The following is a 20,484-nucleotide window of genomic DNA, read 5'->3' as shown; positions in this document are numbered from 1 at the left end:
CGGTCGATCCACATGACCAGCCCGCCGGTGGAAAGCCCGCCGAGGCAGTTGTAGCGCTCGACCAGGGTCACGTCGGCGCCGGCTTTGGCCGCGGCCCAGGCCGCCGCGCAGCCCGCCGGCCCGCCGCCGATCACCACCACGTCGCACTTGTGGTAGATGTCGATCTCGCGCGCATCCTCGCGCACTGTGCCGCCGCGCCGCGGCGGCGGCAGCGTGTGGCGCGTGCTCTCGAACACGTCGGACGCAAGGAAGCGGTCTTCGCTCTGGCGCACGCTCTGCATTTTAGGTTTGTCGTTGGCCACGTCTCTCTCCCGGGTAGATACGTAGCCTGCTAAGCTTTCACGGGGCGCAGCGCAAGACGTGCGTCGCTCTGCAGCGATCGCGAACATAGCTGGGAGGCAGGAAGCGAGCCGCGCTCAGTCGGCGAGGCAGGCCTCCAGGGCGGACAACAGCAGGTCGGGGCGGTAGGGTTTCTGGACGACGGGCGCATTGGCATAAGCGCCGTCGATTCCGTGCGTGCCGTAGCCGCTGACGAAAATGAAGGGCACTCCGCGTTCGCTCAGGACTTGGGCGACCGGGAAGCTGGTGGCGCCGTTGCCGAGGTTCACGTCCAGCAACGCGCAGTCGATCTCCGCCGATCGTGCGACTTCGAGCGCCCGGTCCAGCCGCATTGCCAGGATCACCTCGCATCCTGCTTCCATGAGGATTTCCTCGGCGAGCATGGAGACCAGGCTCTCGTCCTCTACGAGCAGGACCGTCTTCCCTTCGAGTGCTGCTGCCCCGTTCATGGTCATAGGATTTCGAACGCCGCAGACTTGGGCATCCTTGCGCGAATCTCGCAGCGCAGTCCCTCCGTCCGAAAATCGAGGACCGCGCTGCCGCCGAACTCGGCCGCTACTTGCCTTATCAGCTTCATCCCGAAGCCTGGCCGGCCGGGCGTGCCAGTCGGCGGCCCGTTCCGTTCCTCCCACAGCAGATCGATCGAAACGGCGTCGTCGTGATGCTCGAGAGTCCAGCCGAGATGTACGGTTCCCGCCGCCGAGCTCAGCGCGCCGTATTTCGCGGCGTTCGTCCCGAGCTCGTGCAGCACCATGGACAGGCTGACCGCCGCCTTGGGATCGATCGGGCAGTCGGGCCCGCCGATCTCGAAGCGATCGCTACCGAACGTCTCCACCGCGCCGTCGACGACCTCGCGGATCGACGGGCTTTGCCAGGAGGCATCCCGGAGCACGTCGTGGGCCCTCGACAGCGCCAGGAGCCGCCCGTTGAAGTTGTCGAGGTTCTCCAGCGAAACCCCCCGGAAGGAGTGCAGGGCGATCGCCTGCACGCTGGCAAGGGTGTTCTTCACGCGGTGGTTCAGCTCGTTGAGCAGCAGTTGCTGCCGTTCCGCCGCGAGCCTTTCCGCGCGGATGTCGCGAACCTCGATGATCGTGCCGACCGTCTCGGAAGCTTCGTCCCTGATCGGGCTGGCGGTGAAGGCCACGGGATAGAACGAGCCGTCCTTGTGGACGAACACTTCCTCACCCTGGACCCGGTGCCGTTCCGGATAGGCGCGGTCGATCGCGCATTCGTGCAGGGGGAACGGGCTGCCGTCTGGGTGGGTGTGATGGATGATGTCGTGCAGCGGCATGTCGAGCGCGAGGATCTCACGCAAGGTGTAGCCGGTCAGCCGCTCGGCGGCGTGATTCATGTAGATGCACTGCTGGCGCTCATCCATCAGGAAGATCGAAGCCGTCGCGTTGTCCAGAACCGCTTCCAGCCGGCGGTGTACGTCGTCCAGCGGACGCGGAGGACGCAAAGTTTCGTTCATGCCGTGACCCGCTTCATTCAACCCACCTCCTCGATTAGCTGCGCTAACGCCTTTGCCGGGCGTTTGTGCCCTAGGAGGAGCAAGACTCGCCGCCTTTCCGCACCGCCGGCCGCGCCGCCCCGATCCGGACCCGCGCCGCTGCGGAAGTCCGGCCCGCGCGGTGGGGAATCGGGTCGGCGAGCGCGGGCGACGCAAGAAATATGCGACGTGGCGGTTGACAGAACCATGGAACCCGCACAAATCCCGCCGCCGCGGCCCGATGGCGGAGTGGTTACGCAGAGGACTGCAAATCCTTGCACGCCGGTTCGATTCCGGCTCGGGCCTCCACATTCCGGCTTGGCAACGCGGCCCTTCCGCGACTAAAGGCCGCGCGGGCGCCGCTTTAGCTCAGTTGGTAGAGCATCGCATTCGTAATGCGGGGGTCACAGGTTCGAGTCCTGTAAGCGGCACCACTCCCGGTCAAAGATGGGCACTTCGCCCTGAGCTGGCCCGTGGTCATATGCGAGCGTCTTCTCGAGGCTGTTCGTCGGTCCCAAGATCCGGATTTCTTCGGCCGAAAGCTCAACACGGCTGACGAAGAGCCGGACGTAAGCTGCCCTGAACGTCGGCTCCCCTTCGCGAAGGGCGCGAGTCATCTTCTCACCGAACTCCGCGATCATTTCCTCCGTGATGCGCTTCTTCGAGGTCGAAAGCTGGCGCTCCAGACTCTGCACATCCGCTTGGAGGGCAGCCTTGCGGGCCCGGTTGTGTGCCATCCGTTCCACGAACAGCGGCTCGTCTGGCCGCATCGCTCCACCCTCGATCGCCAAGAGCAGGTTGGTGATGGCCTTGGAAACTGTGGTCAGTTCCCCCTTGGCGAGTGCGAGATCCTTGCGTCGGCGCTTGATGACATGTTCCGACCTATCGAGCAGGTGTCGAAGCAGCTTTGCGAGCCGCTCTTTCTGGAAAATCCAATCGACGAGCGCGTCCAGAACGAACTTATCGAGCTCCTCCCGGCGGATGGGCTTGAGATCGCATGAGGCTGCACCTTGATTCACGCGGACACTGCAATTGTAGTAATGATAGCGTCCACCCTTGCCGGTGCGGACTGTGAGACCAGCATCGCATTCCGGTTGCCCGCATCGAGCGATGGCAGCTGGAAGCATGGTGACGCCGTTCACGACGCGAGGCGGGGTGGCCTTGGGCGACCGCTTCGCACGCAGCGCGGCAACATCCAAGAATTCCTCCTCGGAAATGATGGGCGGACACGGTACCGTGATCCACTGATCTTCCGGCAGTGGTTCCTTGAACTCGTTTTGCTTCCCGTCGAGGTAGTAGCCTGCATAGTGTGTACGGCTGAGGATCGCGGCCGTGTTCGAGTTGCTGAAGCGGCCGCCACGCAGGCTATAGCCCCGGGAATTCAGCCACTGCGCGATGCCCCGCGCGCCCATGGGCCCCTCGCCGTCTCCATGCTTGGCCAAGCGAAAGATGCGCCGGACGATCTCCGCCTCATCCTCCCGGATGGCGAGCTTCTTCTTCTCCTTGTCCTTACGCTTCTCTACAGTCACAGACCGATAGCCGAAGGGTATCGGCCCGCCGTTCCAGTATCCTTCCGCGGCATTGGCATTCATCGTGCGGATGGTGTTCATCGCCGACTGGTCGGACAGGTGCTGGTTGAAGGCACCGACCATCGAGCGCATGAGATTGGCGTTCGGGCCCTTGCCGAAAGATTCGCTCACCGAAGCCAGTTCGACGCCGGAAGCCTTAAGCTTCTCGAAGGCTGTCGTCTGGATCGCGAGATGACGCGCGAACCGACTGAGTGAATAAACGATAACGACGTCAAACGGGCGTGCGGTCGAGCTCGCCCGGCTCATCATTGCGTTGAACATCGGCCGGCCGATATCCTTACCCGAAAGGCCCGGCTCCTGTACCGTTTCGACCAGCACCCAACCCTTGGCCTTGCAGAATTCCTCGATCTTCTGGATTTGGCTCGGGATGCTGATACCATGCTGCGCTTGGTCGTCAGTGGAAACCCGGACGTAGGCGCAGGCTTTCATCCGGCCCTTGTCCGCGCTCTCTAGCTTCATGCCGCACAGTCCTCGACAGGCGTGCCGGCCCGGGTGACCAGCCTCAGCCGGATGCCGGCAGCACGAAGCCGCAGCCGCGTCGCGGCGAACTGAGCCCGATCGAAAATGACCGGGTCGACAATCATGGTGAGTTGGTGCGTGCATTCGGGGGCGCCCGGCCCCTGCCCGGTTCTTTTCATCGCTTGATCCTTCCGATGTGTTGTTGGAGTTGAAGCGTTCCGTACCCGACGGCTATTGCTGACCGCCGGGCGCGGGTTGATCAGCGTAGGAGGACCCACGTCGGCGCCGTGTCAGCGATGTTCATCGGGTCCAGAACGACGAGGGTCACACGAGCCTCGGCGAGCCGGCCCCTGATCCTTTCGAACTTCACGAGGTCGCGGGTGAGCCTGCTTGCCGCGTCCACGACGAAGATATCGAAGGGGCGCTTGTCCGAGGTTGCATGATGCAGCAGTCGCTTGAGCTTGCGCTGCTTACCGCAACGTTCTGCCTCGATCACGGTGCGCGTCAGGATATGATGACTGTTGAGGCAGTAATCCCCGATGCGAAAGGACTGCTGAATCAGCGGCGTATCCGGAATGGCGTCGGACGTGGAACTGCGGACATAGCCGCAAGCGGTTTGATAGTAGCGGAGTTCGTGCATTTTACTTCCTTTGCGCTTTGACCGGGTCGAGGGCTGCCGCTCCGTCGCCGCCGGCCAGGTCGGCGATCAGTCCTGTGAGCCAGGTCTCGATGAGTTCCACCTCGCCGGGGAGCACATCGAGAGGGGCGGGCAGGTCGCACCTCACGCGCCGCGTAACGGCATCCGATGAGGATGACCCGGTAGGTGGCTTCGGGAGAGGCGAGTGGAACGACATGGCGACCTTATGCGCCCTGCCGAACCGCCAGTTGGCGACCGGGTGCTTTGGTACTTTCGCCTGCCACGTCGCCGAGACGGCGGCGATGAAGATGGCTAGTGCTTGGTTCCCATCAGCAGTTAGCGGGTGTTCAGCATTTGGACGATCCGCCGGCCGGAGATCTTGGCCAGAGGCGAACCAGGGCGGAAACGTGGATCGGTTGTCCGTCCGCAGAACGGCGCTTCCAATTGCTCCGCACTCCGCCAAAGACGGCCGGGCAGTCCCCGTACTGGCACCGCCCAGTCACAAGTAACCAATCGTGCATATCGGCTCTAACTCATCGGCCGGAGCTATTTCATCCGACATCAGAATGTCACCTCGATCGACGGCGGCGGCGCAGTGGTGAAAGTGGGCAATTCGCAGAAGGCTGCGAGGCTGGGATTGTCGCGCGTGTGCGGCGTGAGCCAACGCGACAACAGTTCCCAGCGCCCGCGCCCGAACCCCGGGTGCTCGCAGGAGTCCCACATCTGCGCCGCGAGCCAAGTGGCGACGACGTCCGTCTCGCAGTAGTGTTCAATATCGCGCCAGCGACCCTCGGCGGCAAGGCTGGCGACCGAGTTACCCGCGCCGCCGCTCTTGGCTGGGATCGAGAAGGCCGCGCACAAGTGCGCGAGCTTGATGCCGGCGCCGGATCCCTTGATCTGCTGATGTAGATCCTGGTGCAAGCCCGGCCGGCACTGATGACCAAGCCTGGCCAGCGTCGGCACGTACTCTTCGGCGATCGCGGCGCGGGCGAGCAGCACCGGAATGTCGAATGCTCGGCCGTTGTACGTCAAGACCTGGTCGGCCTGTTCTACGGCGCGTTCGACGGAAGCGATGATGCCGCGCTCTGTCATCTGAAGCAGCGAGTAGCTGTGCAGGTTGAAAGCAAGATCGTTCAGGTCAACACGGTCGATCGTAAGCGTTGAAGCGCATGCAAGGCGGTGAAGCGGCCAGGGCGCGAATACGCCGGGCTCTTCCTGGTAGCCGCAGCGTTCCATCGCCGCGCTGTCGGCGATGGTCTCGACATCGAGCACGACAGTCCTCATTTTGCGACTCCCTTGCGGAACGCGCCCGCTTCACGGACGGCGCGAGCGCGCGCCGTTGGCGCCCTGTCGCCGTGGTGAGTAAGGCGGCGAGAAGCAGAGCGGCGCCGAAGCACGCCGACCGCGGTCATCGCGTCGGAACGGAACGATCGAACGTTCATGGTTTGAATTCCTCGTTGATGGTAGGCGCTCCTCAACCCGACCTTTTTCCTTTCGCTCGGGCGGAGCACATCGCCCACTGCTTCCTTTGCTAGGACCGCCCACGTGCACTTGGGCAGTGGGGCCCGCGCTCCTCATGCGCAGGCTAAAAAAGTTGCGGAGGACCGTCGCAGATGCGGCCGCCCTCCGTTCTCGTCGGCATCTCAGGCGGGAGCGCTGAGACGCACGCGTGCCGAACCATCGCACTGCCAGCCGAAAGCCGTGATGAACCGCCAGTCGGCAGGCTGGTTGCAAAGTTCGGCCCAGCAGTGGTTGAACAACTCGTGGCCGCGGCGGCTTTCCTCTTCGGAGAGCTCCAGAGGCACCATGGCATCTCCGGGATCGGCACCCTTCAAGTGCTTGGGAAGGTGTTCGCCGTCCTGAAGGAACTCGATGCGGACGACATGAAAGAGCTGGCGCAGGCGGAACTTGGACCACTGCTTGAATCGCTTCCCTTTGCATGGCCTGAGCACCTCCGGGAGGTGTGTGTCGAGCATCTTGCGCAGGTCGTCGGTTGTGTCCGCTTTCGCTGCAAGCCCAGCGAGGTCACAGGTGCGGGCGCAGACGATGGCGGTCCGGTGCACTGCCGAGATGGGCGCGGTGAGCACGTCCGCCCGCCGGCCGGCCAGGCTTACGCCGTCGGGACCAACAAGGAACGAACGATAGCGGCGATGGTAAACATCGGCTTCATCGGCGAAGTGTTGCAGAAGCGCTGGGATGCAGCCGAACCGGTTTTCTCCGAACGCCGAGAGGATTTCCTTTTCGCTCGCGCGATTGATCCCCCCCAAGCCCATCTTGCGAAGCCTTCGCTCGAGGCGGTTGACGGTTCGTTTATCTTCGATCCTCTCGACATCGTTCTTGAGATTTTCGAAGTAGAGCTTCAGCATCTCGTGAGCGAACGCGTGTCGCTTGGTCTCAGGCTTGAAGATCTGGCCGATCGTCCAGCGCTGGCTAGTTGCGTCGCCCCACACCTCGTCTAGTTGCTTGTGAATGAGCCGCCAGCCGAGGGCTGCTTCACGCTGCTGCTCTAACGCTGCCCAGCAGACGAACATCCAGGCCACTGGGCCGACCAGACCTCTCCTGACGGCCCCCTTATGCACGGCATCATCAATCAAGCCTGGAGCGTCGTCCAGATCGCCGCGGAAGAGCGCCGCGACCAACTCGGGCTGGGTCACTTCCAGCGCCGCGAGATCCTCGGCAAGGGTTTCTGGATTGAATTGGCTTTGAGAAGCGTCGTCGTATCGAGGTCCGGCTTCGTCATCGGGCCCGATCTCGCCCTCGGGCGCGACCTGGCAAACCATCACATCGATCGCTTCCGCTGCGCGATTCACTCGCTCCCAATTCGATGACCGCGAACCTGCGTGCCACATCCAGTCGATCCGCTCGCGCATCGCGTCCTCAGCCACCGGCACATCCAAGATGCGGATCCGCTCCGCCTCGAGATGCACGGCCTTCACTGTGCGGAACTCGGCCGAAGCGAGTATCGCCTCTCCGCTATCCTCGGGTGTAGGCGCGTCTTGCAAAGCAACGAGCAACTGCTCGCAGACCAGCGCTTGGGCAATGGTGATGGTGCTGGCACCGGGCAGCAGAGGCTGACCGGCGTCGAAGACTTCGAATTTGTCCTGAAACATCTGGTAACTCCTTCCAAAACGGTTCTTGCATGAACCATTCTGGTGAGTCCCAGAGCGCCACAAAAATAGAACGCGGCCGGCTCCCGTCAAGAACAAATTACCGAGCATTAGAAATCTACGAGCAGTTCGATCGCGCGATTGAGCTGACCGCTGGCCGTGAGGTGGTCTTTGTGCAGACGCGCGAGAAGTGACGCGATCAAGGCGTCGCTGGCCGGCAGTGCTTTGAGTTCGGCGAGGTTGGCGGCAACCGCCGTCTGACGCCGTTCGATGTCCTCGATCAGCGTCAGGAGCTCGTGGGTGTGGGCGAGGAAGTCGTGAAGGTCCATGGCTCAGCTCTTCCACCATTTGGCAGGCAGCGGCGGCTTCACGAGGAACCGCGGGTTGCCGCCGTTGGCGGCGATGAACTCATATGCCTGCCCGCGGTTGGCGAGATCCGGTACCGGCACCCCAAGGATGCGGTGGATCTCACCAATCAGATAGCGTTGAGGACGAGTGATGCCTTTGCGCCGCCAACCGCTGCGATGGAAGGCGTCGGATTTTCGGAAGTCTTCGACCTCCTCGCGGTAAATTGCCTCGAGCCGCGTCCACTGGAGCCAGACGCCTTGCGCGCGGGCCCATTCGAGAACCTCAGGCTCAAGCAGCGCGAGACTTAGCCCGTCGATAAGCCGCTCCGGCCTTGGGGCATCATCCCCCAAGCACGCCACGAAAGCCTCCCAAGGCAGCGACAACAAGCCCGTCAGCGCCAAACTGTCGACGTTGAGCGCCTCATTCGCCTCGAACGCGAAGCCGAGATGATATTTGAGGTTGTCGCGGCTTGCCTCGATGTCGCAGCGCCGTTTACCATATTGGTGGACCTCGCGCCGGAGATCATCGAGCGGCGTGATCGCAGGGTCCTCGTCAATTCCGAAGCGCTCGAGAAGGGACCGGATGCGATGATCCGGGTGAGAATGGGCTGACATTTGTTCCTCCGTTGCAGTGGAGGAAGTTCAGGTAGCCGATGGCTCGAGCTCAGTTGGCGACCGGGTGCCGCGGTACTTTCAGGTCATGGTGCCTGGCAGTTGGCCTCGATGGTAGGCTCTCACGCTGTACAACATCAATGCCGTTCTCGTGCATCAATCCGAGCGCGGAGCGTCCGCCAAACAACGGAGCTCGGTTCGTGGCGCGCATCCACGCGTTAGCGTGTTCCGGATCGGAGATTAGCGCGCCGATCAAGCGAAAGATGCCGAGCAGGAGCACAAGGGTCGGCGTGGATGTCGTCGCCCCAGCTTGGCGGATGCCTGATAAGCTCCGCCGGTGAACGAGCCCAAGCAGGGTGATTTGCTTGAGCTGGTCAATTGCTCAGACACGGGCGAGGCCCGCACAATGCGCCGCACGGCTGCGCTCGGCCGGCAAGAGGCGGTCTAGCCAGCTCATCTTTGGGACTGCAGCTTTCATCAGCCATTGGAGGCATCCCGCCACGCCGCCCATTCTGCATCGAGCAACTCACGGCCCTGATCGGTCGCCAGTGGCCGGGCGAACTTTCCGAAGCCGGTCGGCAGAACCTCTCGCGCAGGGATCAGCACGTGGACATGAGGTGCGCCAGGCCGCGCGGCACGGGCCGGTACATGCATCACGCAGACCGCGCCCACATTGTGGGCCCTGACCAGCCGTTCGAGCGTGAATGCGCGGGTCATCTCCCAGACATCGTGAAGCCTCAGCGGCTGCGGCAGCGCTTCGACTTCCGGAAAGCGCAGTGTGACCACAACGACAAGGTCGACGAGGCTGAACCCCTGCTCGTCGTAAGCGCGAGCGAGCCGCTGCGGGTCGTACCAGTCATCGCTGGCTCCGAACGGGAGCAGCACGTCGTGGCGGAAACAGGTCGGCCGTGACCAAGGCAGCGCCGGTTCGTCGGGCTTGAGGATCGGGTAGAGCCGGCGGAACATCGCGCCCTCGGCGGTGTTCACCTTCTTGGTGCCGGTTGTGGCTTGAACTACGCCGAAGCTCAAGTCTTCGCGCGCTCCGGTGATAGGCGCGTAGTCGAGCCCGGGAGGAGGTGCGTGCTTCTTCGTCGCCATCTCACCGGGCCTCCCAGCGCAGAAGCGGAAGAACGTGGACGAGCCTGAACACATGGTCGTCAGAGACCACGCCTTTAGCTTCGCGGGAATACATGTTTGAGGAACCCCTTCACTACAGTTCGGGCGTGCCACCGTGGCGCGTCCGGGCTCCCCCTTTTTTCATTCAGCAGGAAGCTCACCTGCTCCCCTTCGTCCCTCCGTCCCTGTTCTTTAGGTCCCTTTGGCGCGGGCCGCGCTGGTCATCCATTATCTGCCCTGTTCTCCCCTGCCGGAGGTCCGGATCTTGCCGGATGCTATCCCTCGGATCATCAGATCCCAGTCCTCATCTGCTTTTGTTTGCGGTGCAGACAGCGGCGCGGCAGCGAGTTGGAGTGGCGCCTGGGGTTCGGCGACGACCGGACCCACAGGGGTCGACGCAGCAGCGGTCTCTTCCGCCCGCTCATCCGCCGGACCTTGGTCGAACCGAGACGACCTGCGGCTAGACCTCTGCTCATCCAGTAACCGGTCCTCTAATCGGAGAGCGGCGGTGTGACAGGCGAGCATCGCTTCCCGTACGCCGTCCAGAACGACAACTTCAGGCGGAAAGAACGCGCGAAACTCCGGCAGCAGATTCAAGCGCCCATCGAATAGGATGATCGGCTGCTTCTGCAGCTGCGCCAGCCTCTGCTGGCGGATAGCTTCCTTCTCACGCGCGATTCGCTTCTGGCGATCGTGCTCTGCCACGATCCGCCGGTGAGCTTCGGTAAGGGCCTCCTGCACGATGTCGGGCAGCGCCGGTGCGTGGATCAAGTGGCGGTACTGGGGCTTTAACTTCTCTTCTACCAGTTCGGGCTGCCCGTCCCTGTCCCTGATCAATCCGACGCCGTCTCGCTGGAGTACAACCATCAGATCGAAGGCTGGAGAGTACCATCGGTCGGCAGCGGTATCAGCTGCCGTGAAATCCGCGAAGTGGAGTGCCGATAGACCCCTCAGCCGAAGCGGGTCCGGGAAACGCTCGCGTAATGCAACAAGCGCCGGCGGCAACCCAGGTTGGGACCGAGACCGAGACTGAGACTGAGGCTGAGGCTGAGGCTGAGGCTGAGGCTGAGGTTGAGGCTGACCCTCGACTTCGGCTTCTGCCTGCCCGGGCGGGACCTGAGCGCGCGTTGCTGTTGCATTCTCGATCTGGGCCCCGAGCGAAGCTTGGCGTTCCGCGGCACGCACGACGTGGGCGGCAAGGCCGCGCATCAGCCGGTCCCGTTCAGCACCGTCTTCCTGTTCCTTGCGCTTGCGCGCGGTGCCCACAGGCCCGTCGTGAGCCTCACCAGTCGATGGTACCCCGCGCCTGGCCTGCGACAGTCCAGAGTATCGCAGCGGATTTTGCTCTTCTTCGAGAGCGGCATTGAAGGCGTCGGCGGCTCGTTCGCGAAGCCAGCCGATTCCGGGGGCAAGGTTGAACTCTGTCGCCTTGGCTGCCTCGAAAGTCCAGGCGAACGGCCCCTCGACCGCGAACGGCCTGGTCGCCATCATGATGTGCGCGTGGAAGTTGCGGACATCCCCTTGTGGGTCTGGCTTATGCAACGCCGCGGTGAACGGCAGGTGCAACTCGTCAAGGTTTGCGCAGAAGTCCTCCAGTGCGCGCTCCCGCCCCTCGGGGCTGAGTTCATGTGGCATGGCGAGGATCAGGTGTGAGTAGACATTGCCGCCTGGTTCGGCTTCGGCCTCGAAAGCCTCGAGGGCATTCCAGAAGGCCACAAGCTGAGCAACGCGTCGCTCGATGTCAGCCTCGGGCAGCGAATGCTCGCCGTCCACCTCGATGATGTTCGTAAAGCGGGCGATAACACCTTCTTCGAGCCCAAGCTCCCGCAGGATGTAGCGCACGAGATCCGCGGCTTCGCCGGCTCGATATCGCCGGGTGTTCTGCCCGCGGCCGCCGTAACCGCGCATGATCTTTCGCAGCACGATGTTCTTGAAGCCGTCCGCGGCGATGCGCGAGCGAGTCATCGCCTGTGCTGTTCGCGCTGAAATCTCCGGATAGAGCCGGGAGTACAGACTGCGGGGACAGATCGATTGGAGCTTGGGCTCGGCGCCGGGCATCCACCGGGCTAGCGTGCGCTGCATAGCTTCGGCCTCGCGAGCGGATCGCCGACTGAGATATCCAATGCGCGCAAGCAGCCTGTCGAGTTCGTGAGCCTCGCGTTCGTCTTTGCGGCGCTTCTTCGCAGTCGCTGTAGCGAGTGCCTTTGCCTCCCTCTGTTCAGGGGTCCGCGCCCGGTGCGCTCGCTTCGGTGCCGGGCCTTTCGGTTTGCGTTGACTGCGGAGCCAATCCCTGGACGCCGCGCTGACCAACGTCTGAAGCTCGTCGGCTGTGACTGTCCGTCCGTCGATAGTGAACGAGGGGCGCTTCATGCCCTTTTGTGCCGTTTGCTCATATGAGAGGGGGTGGTCGTAAAGGATGAAAAGCGCCCTAACGGCCGGGCGGTTTTTGTCCTTAATTGCGCACCACCCCCTTCACTCTCTTGCACGGGCGCATAGTGGCCGACCCAGCAACTGCTTCATCGACTCCGGCGGAATTCAGGCGGGGCGCCAGCGCCGTCTAACGCGCCGTGCTCCAACGGGGTTCGAAACTCTCCAATGTGTCAACAATCCGGGTCAACGCCGTGCTGTCGAAGATGTCGCTAACACCGTTCGGAGCCGAATCCGTGAAAGGCGGCTCATAGAGGGCGGCAGGATCCATCCTCCCGGACGAGGTGAGATATTCAACGATCAGCTCGACGAAGTGGATTTGATGCGGCGACAAGGCGGTACCGGCTAGCGCCTCGTTGAAGGCAACCTGCGCCGCGCGCCGATCCAATCCGACGAGCGAACGGATGAACTCCGGAAGTTCTGGAATTTGGCGGATGCGCTCGAACTCGGTGTTCTCGGCAATCCCCACCTTGAGGAAAAGCTTCTGCAACTCGTCAAGATCAGTTGGCGTAAGAGGACGACCCTGCCGCAGTCGAGCCAGCGTGACGTGATCGGCGTGAGCATCGACATAGGCCCGCGCCTTGCGCCGGAACTGCGCCAGCGATGATGCGCCGCCCAGGTCGACCAAATCGATCTCGCGCTTTTCGCCCATGATGTCGGCGAGGTTCGTGTTGATCACCACCTGCTTCTCCGGCTCAATGAGGCTCATCAGCGATCGCAACCGGCAGCGAACCTCCTCGACCATGTCGAGCGTGGCGCCGGTCCACCAGTCGGTGGTCTGGACTTCGAGGATCAGCTCCATCTCGCGGACGACATCGGGTACCGCGGCCTTCGCTTCGAGCTGGTGAACCTGATTGACCAGCGCCTTGCGCAGCGGCTCGTATGCAGCCTTGCGCAGCATCGCAAGCTGGATGCGCAAGCACAGCAGGTCGAAGCGCTTTGCGTCGGTGTCGGTGTCGGTCTCGCTAGTCGGTAGCCCCGCGACGTGTTCGGTCAGCTCGTGGCGATCCTCGTCGCCAAGTCGGTCCCAAATTTCAGGCTTCTGGAACTTCTCGACCCAGCGGCGCTGTGCACGCACAATGAAATTGTCGAGCGGCATGCCTGCCACTTCGCGGGCCAGGTGTTCCTTAACGCTCTGGTATAACGCATCATCGGGTAGCGCCTTGATCAGAGCATCGCCCGCGTAGAGCAGACCCAGCAGGTCGACACGTGCGTTGAACAGCCGTTCGCTTAGCGGCGTGGCGGCGCGTGCCTCGGTGCCTGCGATCTGAGCGTTGAAGAAATCGAGATTGCCCAGATAGTCGAAGACGTAGAAGAATTCCTTGTCCAAACGATTCCCGTCGGCGTCCACGAAGATGCCGGGGCGCAGGCGCGTTCCGCGGCCAATCATCTGCCAGAACTTCGTTTTCGACCGGACGATCTTGAAGAACACTAGGTTCAGGATGTCAGGGATATCGATGCCGGTATCAAGCATGTCGACGGAAACGGAGATATGTGGCGCCTTTTCCGGAACCTCGAACTCGTCGATCAGCGCGTGCGCGTACTTCACCTGGTTGTCGATCAGCTTGCAAAAATGGCCGCGCAGCGCCGGGTAATTCGCATCGAAGCGTTCGACGATGAACTCGGCGTGGCGGTGGTTCTTGGCGAAGATGATCGTCTTGCCGAGCAGGTCGCCGCCTGCGACCTTCTGCCCGTCCTCCATCAGCTGCTTCAGCATCTGATCGATGGTGTTCTGGTTGAACAGCCAGTCGTTGACAGCGGCGCCATCGACGCTGTCGGGTGGCCCGTCCTCGCCCCAGTCCAGCGCGTCCCAGGCTTCTTTGTCCTCGTCGGACAAGTCGTCGTACTTGATGCCGTCACGCGGGAATTGCAGCGGCACGTCGACTGCCCTTGGTGGCACTAGGAACTCGTCGCGCACGGCTTGCGGCAGGTCGTAGGCGTCGGTGGGAACGCCGTCCTCGAGCTCGAACAGGGTGTAGGTGTTCTTGTCGATCTCGTCCTTGGGCGTGGCGGTCAAGCCGAGTAGCGGCGCATCGAACCAGTCGAAGATCGCCTTGTACTTGCGATAGACCGAACGGTGCGCCTCATCGATGATGATGAGATCGAAATAACCGGGGCCAAAGCGTTGATTCCCGTCCTGCCGGGCCTTCTCGATCAGGTTCATCATCGTCGGATAGGTGGAGATGAAGATGCGTCCGTCCGCATTGGGATCTAAGATAAGGTTGACGGTCGCCGCCGTGGGCAGGTGCTTGCGGAAATTTCCCGCAGCCTGCTTCACGAGCGGAATACGGTCGGCGAGGAATAGGACGCGCTTGGCCCAGTTGGCGCGCATCAGCACGTCCGAAAGTGCAATGGCGATGCGCGTCTTGCCTGAGCCGGTGGCCATCACCAGCAGCGCCTTGCGCTGGTTCTCGCCGCCATGCTCCCCATCCTCGAATCGGTGGCAGACGGCGCGGATGGCCTTTTCCTGATAGGTGCGGCCGTGCCCGCCAGCGATCTCGCGGTTGGTCAGCGCATCGGCGAAGGGCGTACGAGTGTTGCGGCGCTGGATCATCAGCGCCAGTTCGTCCTTGGTGCGAAAGCCGGAAACCTGCCGCGGCGGGTAGCGCAGATCGTCCCAAATCCAGTGATCGTAGCCGTTGGTGTAGAAGATCACCGGCCGCTGGCCGAACTGCGCCTCAAGGCAATCGGCATAGAGCCGCGCCTGTTCCTTGCCCTCACGCGGGTCCTTGCGAGCGCGCTTCGCCTCGATCACCGCCAGCGGCTTGCCGTCATCTCCCCACAGCACATAATCGACGAAGCCCGCGCCCTTGCCGTCCGCGCTGCGGTCGTTGGGCATGCCGTAGACGGGGAACTCGAGGTCTCGCGTGTCGGCCAGCGGCCAGCCTGCTTCGCGCAGCAGCACGTCGATGAACTCGATCCGGGTAGTCGCCTCGTCATAGTCGTGCCCAGCGTCGCGACCTTCGTTGGCCTGGCGCAGCGCAGTCATATCGGCCTTCACGACGGCGAGTTCAGCCTCCAGCGCAGCGCGGCTGCCGGCATCGGCCATCCGGGCCTTGCGTTCGGCCTCCAGTGCTTCACGCGCCTTTTCGGCCTCTTCTTCGAGACGACGGGCCTGATCGGCACTGGTTTGCGCGCCCGCGTCGCTGCGCGGTAGGCGATCGGCGGAAAAAGCTAGATCGGCGGGCGGGGGAACTTGCGAATAGCGCGTGGCGAACCACAGGCCGATGTGGAACAGTTCGCGTAAGGAACTAACGGCCTGGCTGGGGGCGAACTGGCCGGGATGCGCGGCGCGGTTCCCGATCTTCCGCACAAGGTCGATCTTGGTGCGGATCATCGTGCCGGCAAGCCTAAGGAACGTCGGCTCAGCGGTCAGCGCGGCAAGGTGATCGTCATAAGGCGCGCGCAGCGCGGTATCGTGATCATAGAGCCAGCGGACCATCGCCTCGACCGCTAGGCGGGCATGCACGGCGGCGCCGCGCGGATCTGATAGCGCCTGCCGCTCGGCCATGACGACGTGTTCGGCCATGAAGCCGAAGGAGGCAAGAAAGGTGAACTGCGCAGCGGGCTCGAACGTGGATGGATCGGGCGCGGCGGCCGCACCCCCAACTGATAGCGTCTTGCGCCCGCCTTGTTCGTGCTTGCTCATACGTCAGAGTTCCCCGCGGAAGGCGCGATGCTGGAGGGAGGCGAAGAGGCCTTCATACCGTAGCAGTTCAGATTTTAGTTCTTCTTCTTGCTTCCAAGTTGCTTCAATAAATCTACGAAATCCAATTTGCTTGTCATATGGCACCTGTGGAAGTGGGAAGGATTTCAGTTTGGACCAGTAGACCGCCCAGACACTCGTTGTCCCGCTTTTGCGCTTCTCCAATTCACGCCTGCCCGCTCGTGATCGGAAATATGCTTCCACGAAAGCTGAATCCCAATGTGTGCCGAAGCGGATCCGCATGATGTTGTTATTGAACACAGCGTCTTGCATTCCGCGAAAGATGGCAGTTTTACCGACAAGATCGCGCGAATTTCGAGTGTTGAAAAGCAGGTCGCCATCCTTAAGCGTGTATCGGTCTAGCTCTGCGGCGTTGACGTTAGTTCGCTGAACCAACGCAGGCGCGAATTGGCCATTCCTCGTGATCGCGTCCATTCTCACATATGGGTGCGAGAAATGCTCACCGAATTGTTCCGCGCTGCGAACGAGGCCGATGAGCGTTCCCTCAACAGCATCTTCCAGCGGCACCGTCCCTTGGACAGCACCAAACATTTGTTCGAACCGCGCCTGCCCAAGGCCGGAGAGGCCGGAGAGGGATCGACGGCGCAGGAGGCGCAGCGCGTCCGCCTCGTCCAGAATGGCCGCAATCCGCCGCTGCTCCGGCATAGACGGAAGTGGGATTTCCAGTTGCCTCAAGACATCAAGGGTGATGCCTTTGACGGTCGCGCCAGTCGCAAACCGAACGAGTTTCTCGCTAGATGCAAGCAGTGCGTGAAGCAAATAGCGGGTGTCAATGTCGCCTTTCGGGAACAGCGCCTTAAGGTCCTGATTAATCGCGAGGTCCATGCCAGCGATCGCCGCCTTGCCAACCGCCATGCGGGTGGGCACGATAATCGTTCCGCGGGGGATCAGATTGCTGGCAGAATTTTTTAAGCCAAGCTCTGAAATAGTGTCCACGGTGCTGTCGAGTTCAGCGGACTTAAAGTCCTTCACCGAGGCCCACGGAATGCCGCCATTCCAATAGCGTTCCACCTTCTTATCAGGTGTTCCTCCGCCTTTGAACTCAACCAGTTCACCGAGTGAAACAGTTGACCAACTCACGCCAGCATCTCCTCGAGCGCTGTGAGGCCCTTCGCGATCTCGCCCTCCAGCGTGCGCAGCTCGCGGATGATATCTGCGGGGGCGGCGTGCTCGACCTCGGCGTGCACCACTTCTTTGTAGCGGTTGATGGACAGGTCATAGCCCGCCGCGATAATGTCTTCCCGCGATACGCAGAAGCTCTGCGCGGTCCGCGGGTTGTCACATTCGACGCCGCTGCGATCTGCCCAGCGGGCCAACAGGTCTGGCAGATTGTTCTTCGCGTGCTCGTCCTCGCTTAACGCACGCGATGGGGCGGGGCCGAGCAATGTTTCCTCGAGCAGCGGGTTGCGCTTGTCGTCTAGGCTCCAGCCATCGGCCTGCACATCGTAATACCAGACCTTGTCGGTGCCGCCGCGTCCTGTCTTAGTGAACACGAGAATGCCGGTTGATACGCCTGCATAGGGCCGGAACACGCCCGAGGGCAGCGAGATCACCGCCTCCAGCCGATGCTCGTCCACCAGGGTCTGACGCATCGCCTTGTGCGCCTTGGAGGATCCAAACAGCACGCCTTCAGGCACGATCACCGCCGCTCGTCCGCCGGTCTGCAGCAGGCGCAGGAAAAGAGCGAGGAACAGCAACTCGGTCTTCTTCGTCTTGACGACCTTAAGCAGGTCCTTCGAGCAACTCTCATTGTCGAGGCCGCCGGCAAAGGGCGGGTTTGCCAGAATCATCGAATAGTGGCCGACATCAGCCCCGCCACCTTCGGCCAAGCTGTCGCGGTAGAAGATGCGGGGTTCCTCGATGCCGTGGAGCATCATGTTCATCGCGCCGATGCGCAGCATCGTCTCGTCGAAATCATAGCCGGTGAAGGCTGCGCTCTCGAAATGCTTGCGGCTGTCGGCATCATAGAAGACGCCGGGATGTTCGCGCCGGACGTGCTCGGCCGCCATCATCAGGAAGCCCGCCGTGCCCGCCGCCGGATCGCAGATCGTGTCGCCCGGGCCGGGGTTCATCAGCCGCACGATCAAGTCGATGATGTGGCGCGGCGTGCGGAACTGTCCGTTCTCGCCTGCACTGGAGATCATCGAAAGCAGATGTTCGTAGACGTCGCCCTTGGTATCGCGATCGTCCATCGGTATCTCGTCCAGGCCTTGCACCAGCTTGTCGAGCAGCGCGGGTTTGGTGAAGGCAAGGCGTGCGCCCTTCATGTGGTGCGCCATCACGCTTTCCGATCCGCCCAGCGTGCGCAAAAATGGCATGACGTGATCGGAGACGATCTCGTACATCCGCTCGGGCGGCTCATTCTTGAACCTCGACCAGCGCATCAGTTCATAAGGGCAGCCGTCGGGAAAGCCGGGGGTGCCGAGCTCATCCTTGCCCTCCGGGAACACGCGGCGGGTAAGCGGGCGCTTGAGTTGGTTGGCCTTAGCCTCTTCGCGCGTCTGGATCTCGTCGATGCGTTTGGCGAAGAGCAGATAAGTGATCTGCTCTACGCCCGTGAGCGGGTTGGATACGCCGCCTGACCACAGCGCATCGCGCAATTTGTTGATCTGATTGCGGATTTCACCTGTTAGCATTCACTCTTCTCCAAAATCCGCGGGCATTTGCCATAGCTCGGCCCACAGGTGGCGCTGGCGCTCGGCCAAAGCTTCCTGCTGCTTCTCGATCTGTTCTCTCGCCGCGACCAATCTACTAAGCTCTGCCTCCGCGCCGGCGCATTCTTCGAGAGTGGGTACCGGGATGACGAGACTGCGCAGTGCACTCATCGGCAACGACTTCACGGTCGAGCCTCCTGCCATGCTTTCCAACTTCTCCCTTACCCAAGGCGCGGTGAGCAAGGCATTGAGAATGGTGGGCGATGACACGTGCCGGTTCTGCTTGAGGCGTACGATTGCGAGGCTCTGTGAGATGATCCAAGGATCATTCAATTGCTCTGCGACGCTCGCATAAGTGTCGACGATTCCCACATTTCCGACGTTGCCCTTGATGCTCACTAGGATATCGCCTGGCCTCACCGTGACCCCCCTAACACGCGATTCCTCGCGAAGTTCGAACGCCTGCTGACGGCTGGGTATTCGAACCCGGCCGTCGACGAGGTCCATAGGCGCAATTTCCATCGCAGTCAGAGGCGGGTCTTCCGTGGCGTCCCTAAGAGGGAGCGGAGCCTTGCTGCGCTCCACATCGGCTATCTCGCCCAATGTCACCGTTTGGCGCTCCGCGAGCGACTTTTCCACTTCGGCCAATGTTCCTGACCTGAGGTATCGGTCGGGCAACAGGCTGAAGCTGTTGCGGGCAATCTCCTCCGGCCCAACGAACGTTTCCCTTCTCGGCTCTTCCACGCGAAGGCCGCGGAACTGTTCGAGGTGCTGGACGATCAAGCCTTCCTGGACGCGGCCGCTACTGGTCTTCTTCATCGATCGGCCGTCAATCATGCGAATTGCTTGCCCCCCCGGCTCGAGCATCAGGAGGCTGGCGGATACTCCCGATGCTGGCCAGTACATGCCCGGAGGCAGGCTCATGACCGTCACTCGGCGGTTTTCGACCAGCTTTCGTCGCAGTTCGGTCTCGAACTTCGTTTCGCGAAACAGCACGCCGTCTGGCACCACGGAGGTGAAGGAGCGGGTAGCGCGCTCGGCCAGTCGCTCGAGATGGAACGCCTCGTGCGGCGCTCCCTTAGCTGGCCCCTCCTCGATACGTCTGCCGAACGGCGGAACGGAAAAAATGTGATCGAAATGATCGAATGGCGGCTGGTGCGTTGGGCTGTCGTAGACGAACGGCCCCGGCATAAAGGTGCCGGCGAGAGGGTTCCGGCGGCTGATTCTCAAAGGGCGGCACGCTGCACGTGCCAACAGAGCAAGGATGATGGCGACTTCGCGGTCGGCGTGCAGGACCACGTCGCGTTCTTTGGCAAGAACCCAAGCTACAGTTGCCGAGCCGGAATAGAGGCAGGCAAATGTTCCGCCGATCGGCAGGTCGATTGTCCGTGACACGGCCTCCGCGAGCGGTAGCGAGAGAGACATGGTTCCGTGCTGGACATGAGCATCCAGACACGCGCCTACTTCGGTCGTCCAGTTGATCGGTGAAGCTTCCTTGCAGTGCAAGTAGTCTAGGGCAGCATCGAGCATAGCCCAGTCCTTCACCGACAAGGCAGGATCACTGAGCCAATTCTCTGCCGCCTCGACACCTCCGCCCATGCACTCAGGCGAAAACCGTTCCGCAAGTCGTTGGAAGAGGCTCCTAGCATCGGAGGCGGCGCGATCCTCGTTCCACGCAGCTAATGTTGCAGCGGCAAGCAACGTTGCCTCTGAACCACGCGTTCCGCGGTCTCGGAACCGCCGAACCAGTTCGGCGACCATTGATCCTTGCATCAGTGCCGCCGACGATCAGGCAAGTTGTACGTCGTGATCTCTGCGCCATCGGCCTCCACCACAACGAGCCCCCCCTTGTCGAGGGCCTTCAGCGCGACGCGACGAAGTCGGTCGCATTCCGCAATGAGCGCTTGGATGCCCTTGCGGGTCAGGATACAGCGATCTCCCCTCCAGCTTCCGTTCGCTAAGGCGAGCTCAACAAGCTCAC

At 62.2% G+C, this 20,484-nt stretch carries 17 protein-coding genes and 2 tRNA genes; 2 read left to right on the top strand and 17 right to left on the bottom strand.

Going from position 1 to position 20,484, the window contains the following annotated elements:
* The 3 genes from GRI75_RS09550 to GRI75_RS09540 all read right to left on the bottom strand — a co-directional run.
* On the bottom strand, window positions 1-302 hold a 302-nt coding region (locus GRI75_RS09550; protein WP_328597959.1), incomplete at its 3' end, for an FAD-dependent oxidoreductase.
* A 114-nt stretch (window positions 303-416) separates the two neighbouring features.
* Window positions 417-794, bottom strand: a complete 378-nt coding sequence (locus GRI75_RS09545; RefSeq protein WP_235911432.1) for a response regulator — start codon at window positions 792-794, stop codon at window positions 417-419.
* Window positions 791-1,810: a sensor histidine kinase gene (locus GRI75_RS09540; RefSeq protein WP_160746719.1), complete on the bottom strand. Its 1,020-nt coding sequence runs from the start codon at window positions 1,808-1,810 to the stop codon at window positions 791-793. Before GRI75_RS09540 ends, GRI75_RS09545 begins: the two co-directional genes overlap by 4 nt.
* Window positions 1,811-2,063: 253 nt before the next feature.
* Between GRI75_RS09540 and GRI75_RS09535 the strand changes: the two genes are divergently transcribed.
* Both GRI75_RS09535 and GRI75_RS09530 read left to right on the top strand, forming a co-directional pair.
* Window positions 2,064-2,137: transfer RNA gene (locus GRI75_RS09535), tRNA-Cys, on the top strand.
* A 49-nt stretch (window positions 2,138-2,186) separates the two neighbouring features.
* Window positions 2,187-2,262, top strand: a tRNA-Thr gene (locus tag GRI75_RS09530).
* Here GRI75_RS09530 and GRI75_RS09525 read toward each other — a convergent pair.
* From GRI75_RS09525 to GRI75_RS09460, 14 genes are all read right to left on the bottom strand, one after another.
* Window positions 2,233-3,876: a recombinase family protein gene (locus GRI75_RS09525; protein WP_160746718.1), complete on the bottom strand. Its 1,644-nt coding sequence runs from the start codon at window positions 3,874-3,876 to the stop codon at window positions 2,233-2,235. The two genes, GRI75_RS09530 and GRI75_RS09525, sit on opposite strands and share 30 nt — an antisense overlap.
* Window positions 3,873-4,055, bottom strand: coding sequence for a hypothetical protein (locus tag GRI75_RS09520; RefSeq protein WP_160746717.1), 183 nt, complete (start codon window positions 4,053-4,055; stop codon window positions 3,873-3,875). The genes GRI75_RS09525 and GRI75_RS09520 overlap by 4 nt, the downstream gene beginning before the upstream one ends.
* An 80-nt stretch (window positions 4,056-4,135) precedes the next feature.
* On the bottom strand, window positions 4,136-4,516 hold the full coding sequence (locus tag GRI75_RS09515; protein WP_160746716.1) for a recombinase family protein: 381 nt from the start codon (window positions 4,514-4,516) through the stop codon (window positions 4,136-4,138).
* A gap of 558 nt (window positions 4,517-5,074) precedes the next feature.
* Complete coding sequence (locus GRI75_RS09510) at window positions 5,075-5,797, bottom strand: ribonuclease H-like domain-containing protein (protein ID WP_160746715.1); 723 nt, start codon at window positions 5,795-5,797, stop codon at window positions 5,075-5,077.
* A 359-nt stretch (window positions 5,798-6,156) separates the two neighbouring features.
* Window positions 6,157-7,623: a hypothetical protein gene (locus GRI75_RS09505; protein WP_160746714.1), complete on the bottom strand. Its 1,467-nt coding sequence runs from the start codon at window positions 7,621-7,623 to the stop codon at window positions 6,157-6,159.
* Between the two features lie 107 nt (window positions 7,624-7,730).
* The gene (locus GRI75_RS09500; protein ID WP_160746713.1) at window positions 7,731-7,949 is read right to left on the bottom strand and encodes a hypothetical protein; all 219 of its coding nucleotides are present in this window, start codon (window positions 7,947-7,949) and stop codon (window positions 7,731-7,733) included.
* A gap of 3 nt (window positions 7,950-7,952) precedes the next feature.
* Complete coding sequence (locus GRI75_RS09495; RefSeq protein ID WP_160746712.1) at window positions 7,953-8,582, bottom strand: hypothetical protein; 630 nt, start codon at window positions 8,580-8,582, stop codon at window positions 7,953-7,955.
* Window positions 8,583-8,631: 49 nt separating this feature from the next.
* Complete coding sequence (locus tag GRI75_RS14610) at window positions 8,632-8,859, bottom strand: antitoxin Xre/MbcA/ParS toxin-binding domain-containing protein (RefSeq protein WP_328597958.1); 228 nt, start codon at window positions 8,857-8,859, stop codon at window positions 8,632-8,634.
* Between the two features lie 197 nt (window positions 8,860-9,056).
* On the bottom strand, window positions 9,057-9,677 hold the full coding sequence (locus GRI75_RS09485) for a hypothetical protein (protein WP_160746711.1): 621 nt from the start codon (window positions 9,675-9,677) through the stop codon (window positions 9,057-9,059).
* A gap of 246 nt (window positions 9,678-9,923) precedes the next feature.
* The gene (locus tag GRI75_RS09480; protein WP_160746710.1) at window positions 9,924-11,753 is read right to left on the bottom strand and encodes a MobA/MobL family protein; all 1,830 of its coding nucleotides are present in this window, start codon (window positions 11,751-11,753) and stop codon (window positions 9,924-9,926) included.
* Window positions 11,754-12,252: 499 nt separating this feature from the next.
* On the bottom strand, window positions 12,253-15,771 hold the full coding sequence (locus GRI75_RS09475) for a DEAD/DEAH box helicase family protein (RefSeq protein ID WP_160746709.1): 3,519 nt from the start codon (window positions 15,769-15,771) through the stop codon (window positions 12,253-12,255).
* Between the two features lie 3 nt (window positions 15,772-15,774).
* Entirely contained in the window at window positions 15,775-16,929 is a 1,155-nt protein-coding gene (locus tag GRI75_RS09470) for a restriction endonuclease subunit S (protein ID WP_160746708.1), read from the bottom strand.
* Complete coding sequence (locus GRI75_RS09465; RefSeq protein WP_160746707.1) at window positions 16,926-18,485, bottom strand: type I restriction-modification system subunit M; 1,560 nt, start codon at window positions 18,483-18,485, stop codon at window positions 16,926-16,928. Before GRI75_RS09465 ends, GRI75_RS09470 begins: the two co-directional genes overlap by 4 nt.
* Complete coding sequence (locus GRI75_RS09460; RefSeq protein WP_160746706.1) at window positions 18,486-20,264, bottom strand: N-6 DNA methylase; 1,779 nt, start codon at window positions 20,262-20,264, stop codon at window positions 18,486-18,488.
* Between the last annotated feature and the right edge of the window lie 220 nt (window positions 20,265-20,484).

Source organism: Croceibacterium soli, assembly GCF_009828065.1.
In the GTDB taxonomy this organism is placed as follows: domain Bacteria; phylum Pseudomonadota; class Alphaproteobacteria; order Sphingomonadales; family Sphingomonadaceae; genus Croceibacterium_B; species Croceibacterium_B soli.
The sequence above is the reverse complement of the archived record's forward strand: the minus strand, read 5'-3'. Positions and strand labels throughout refer to the sequence as shown.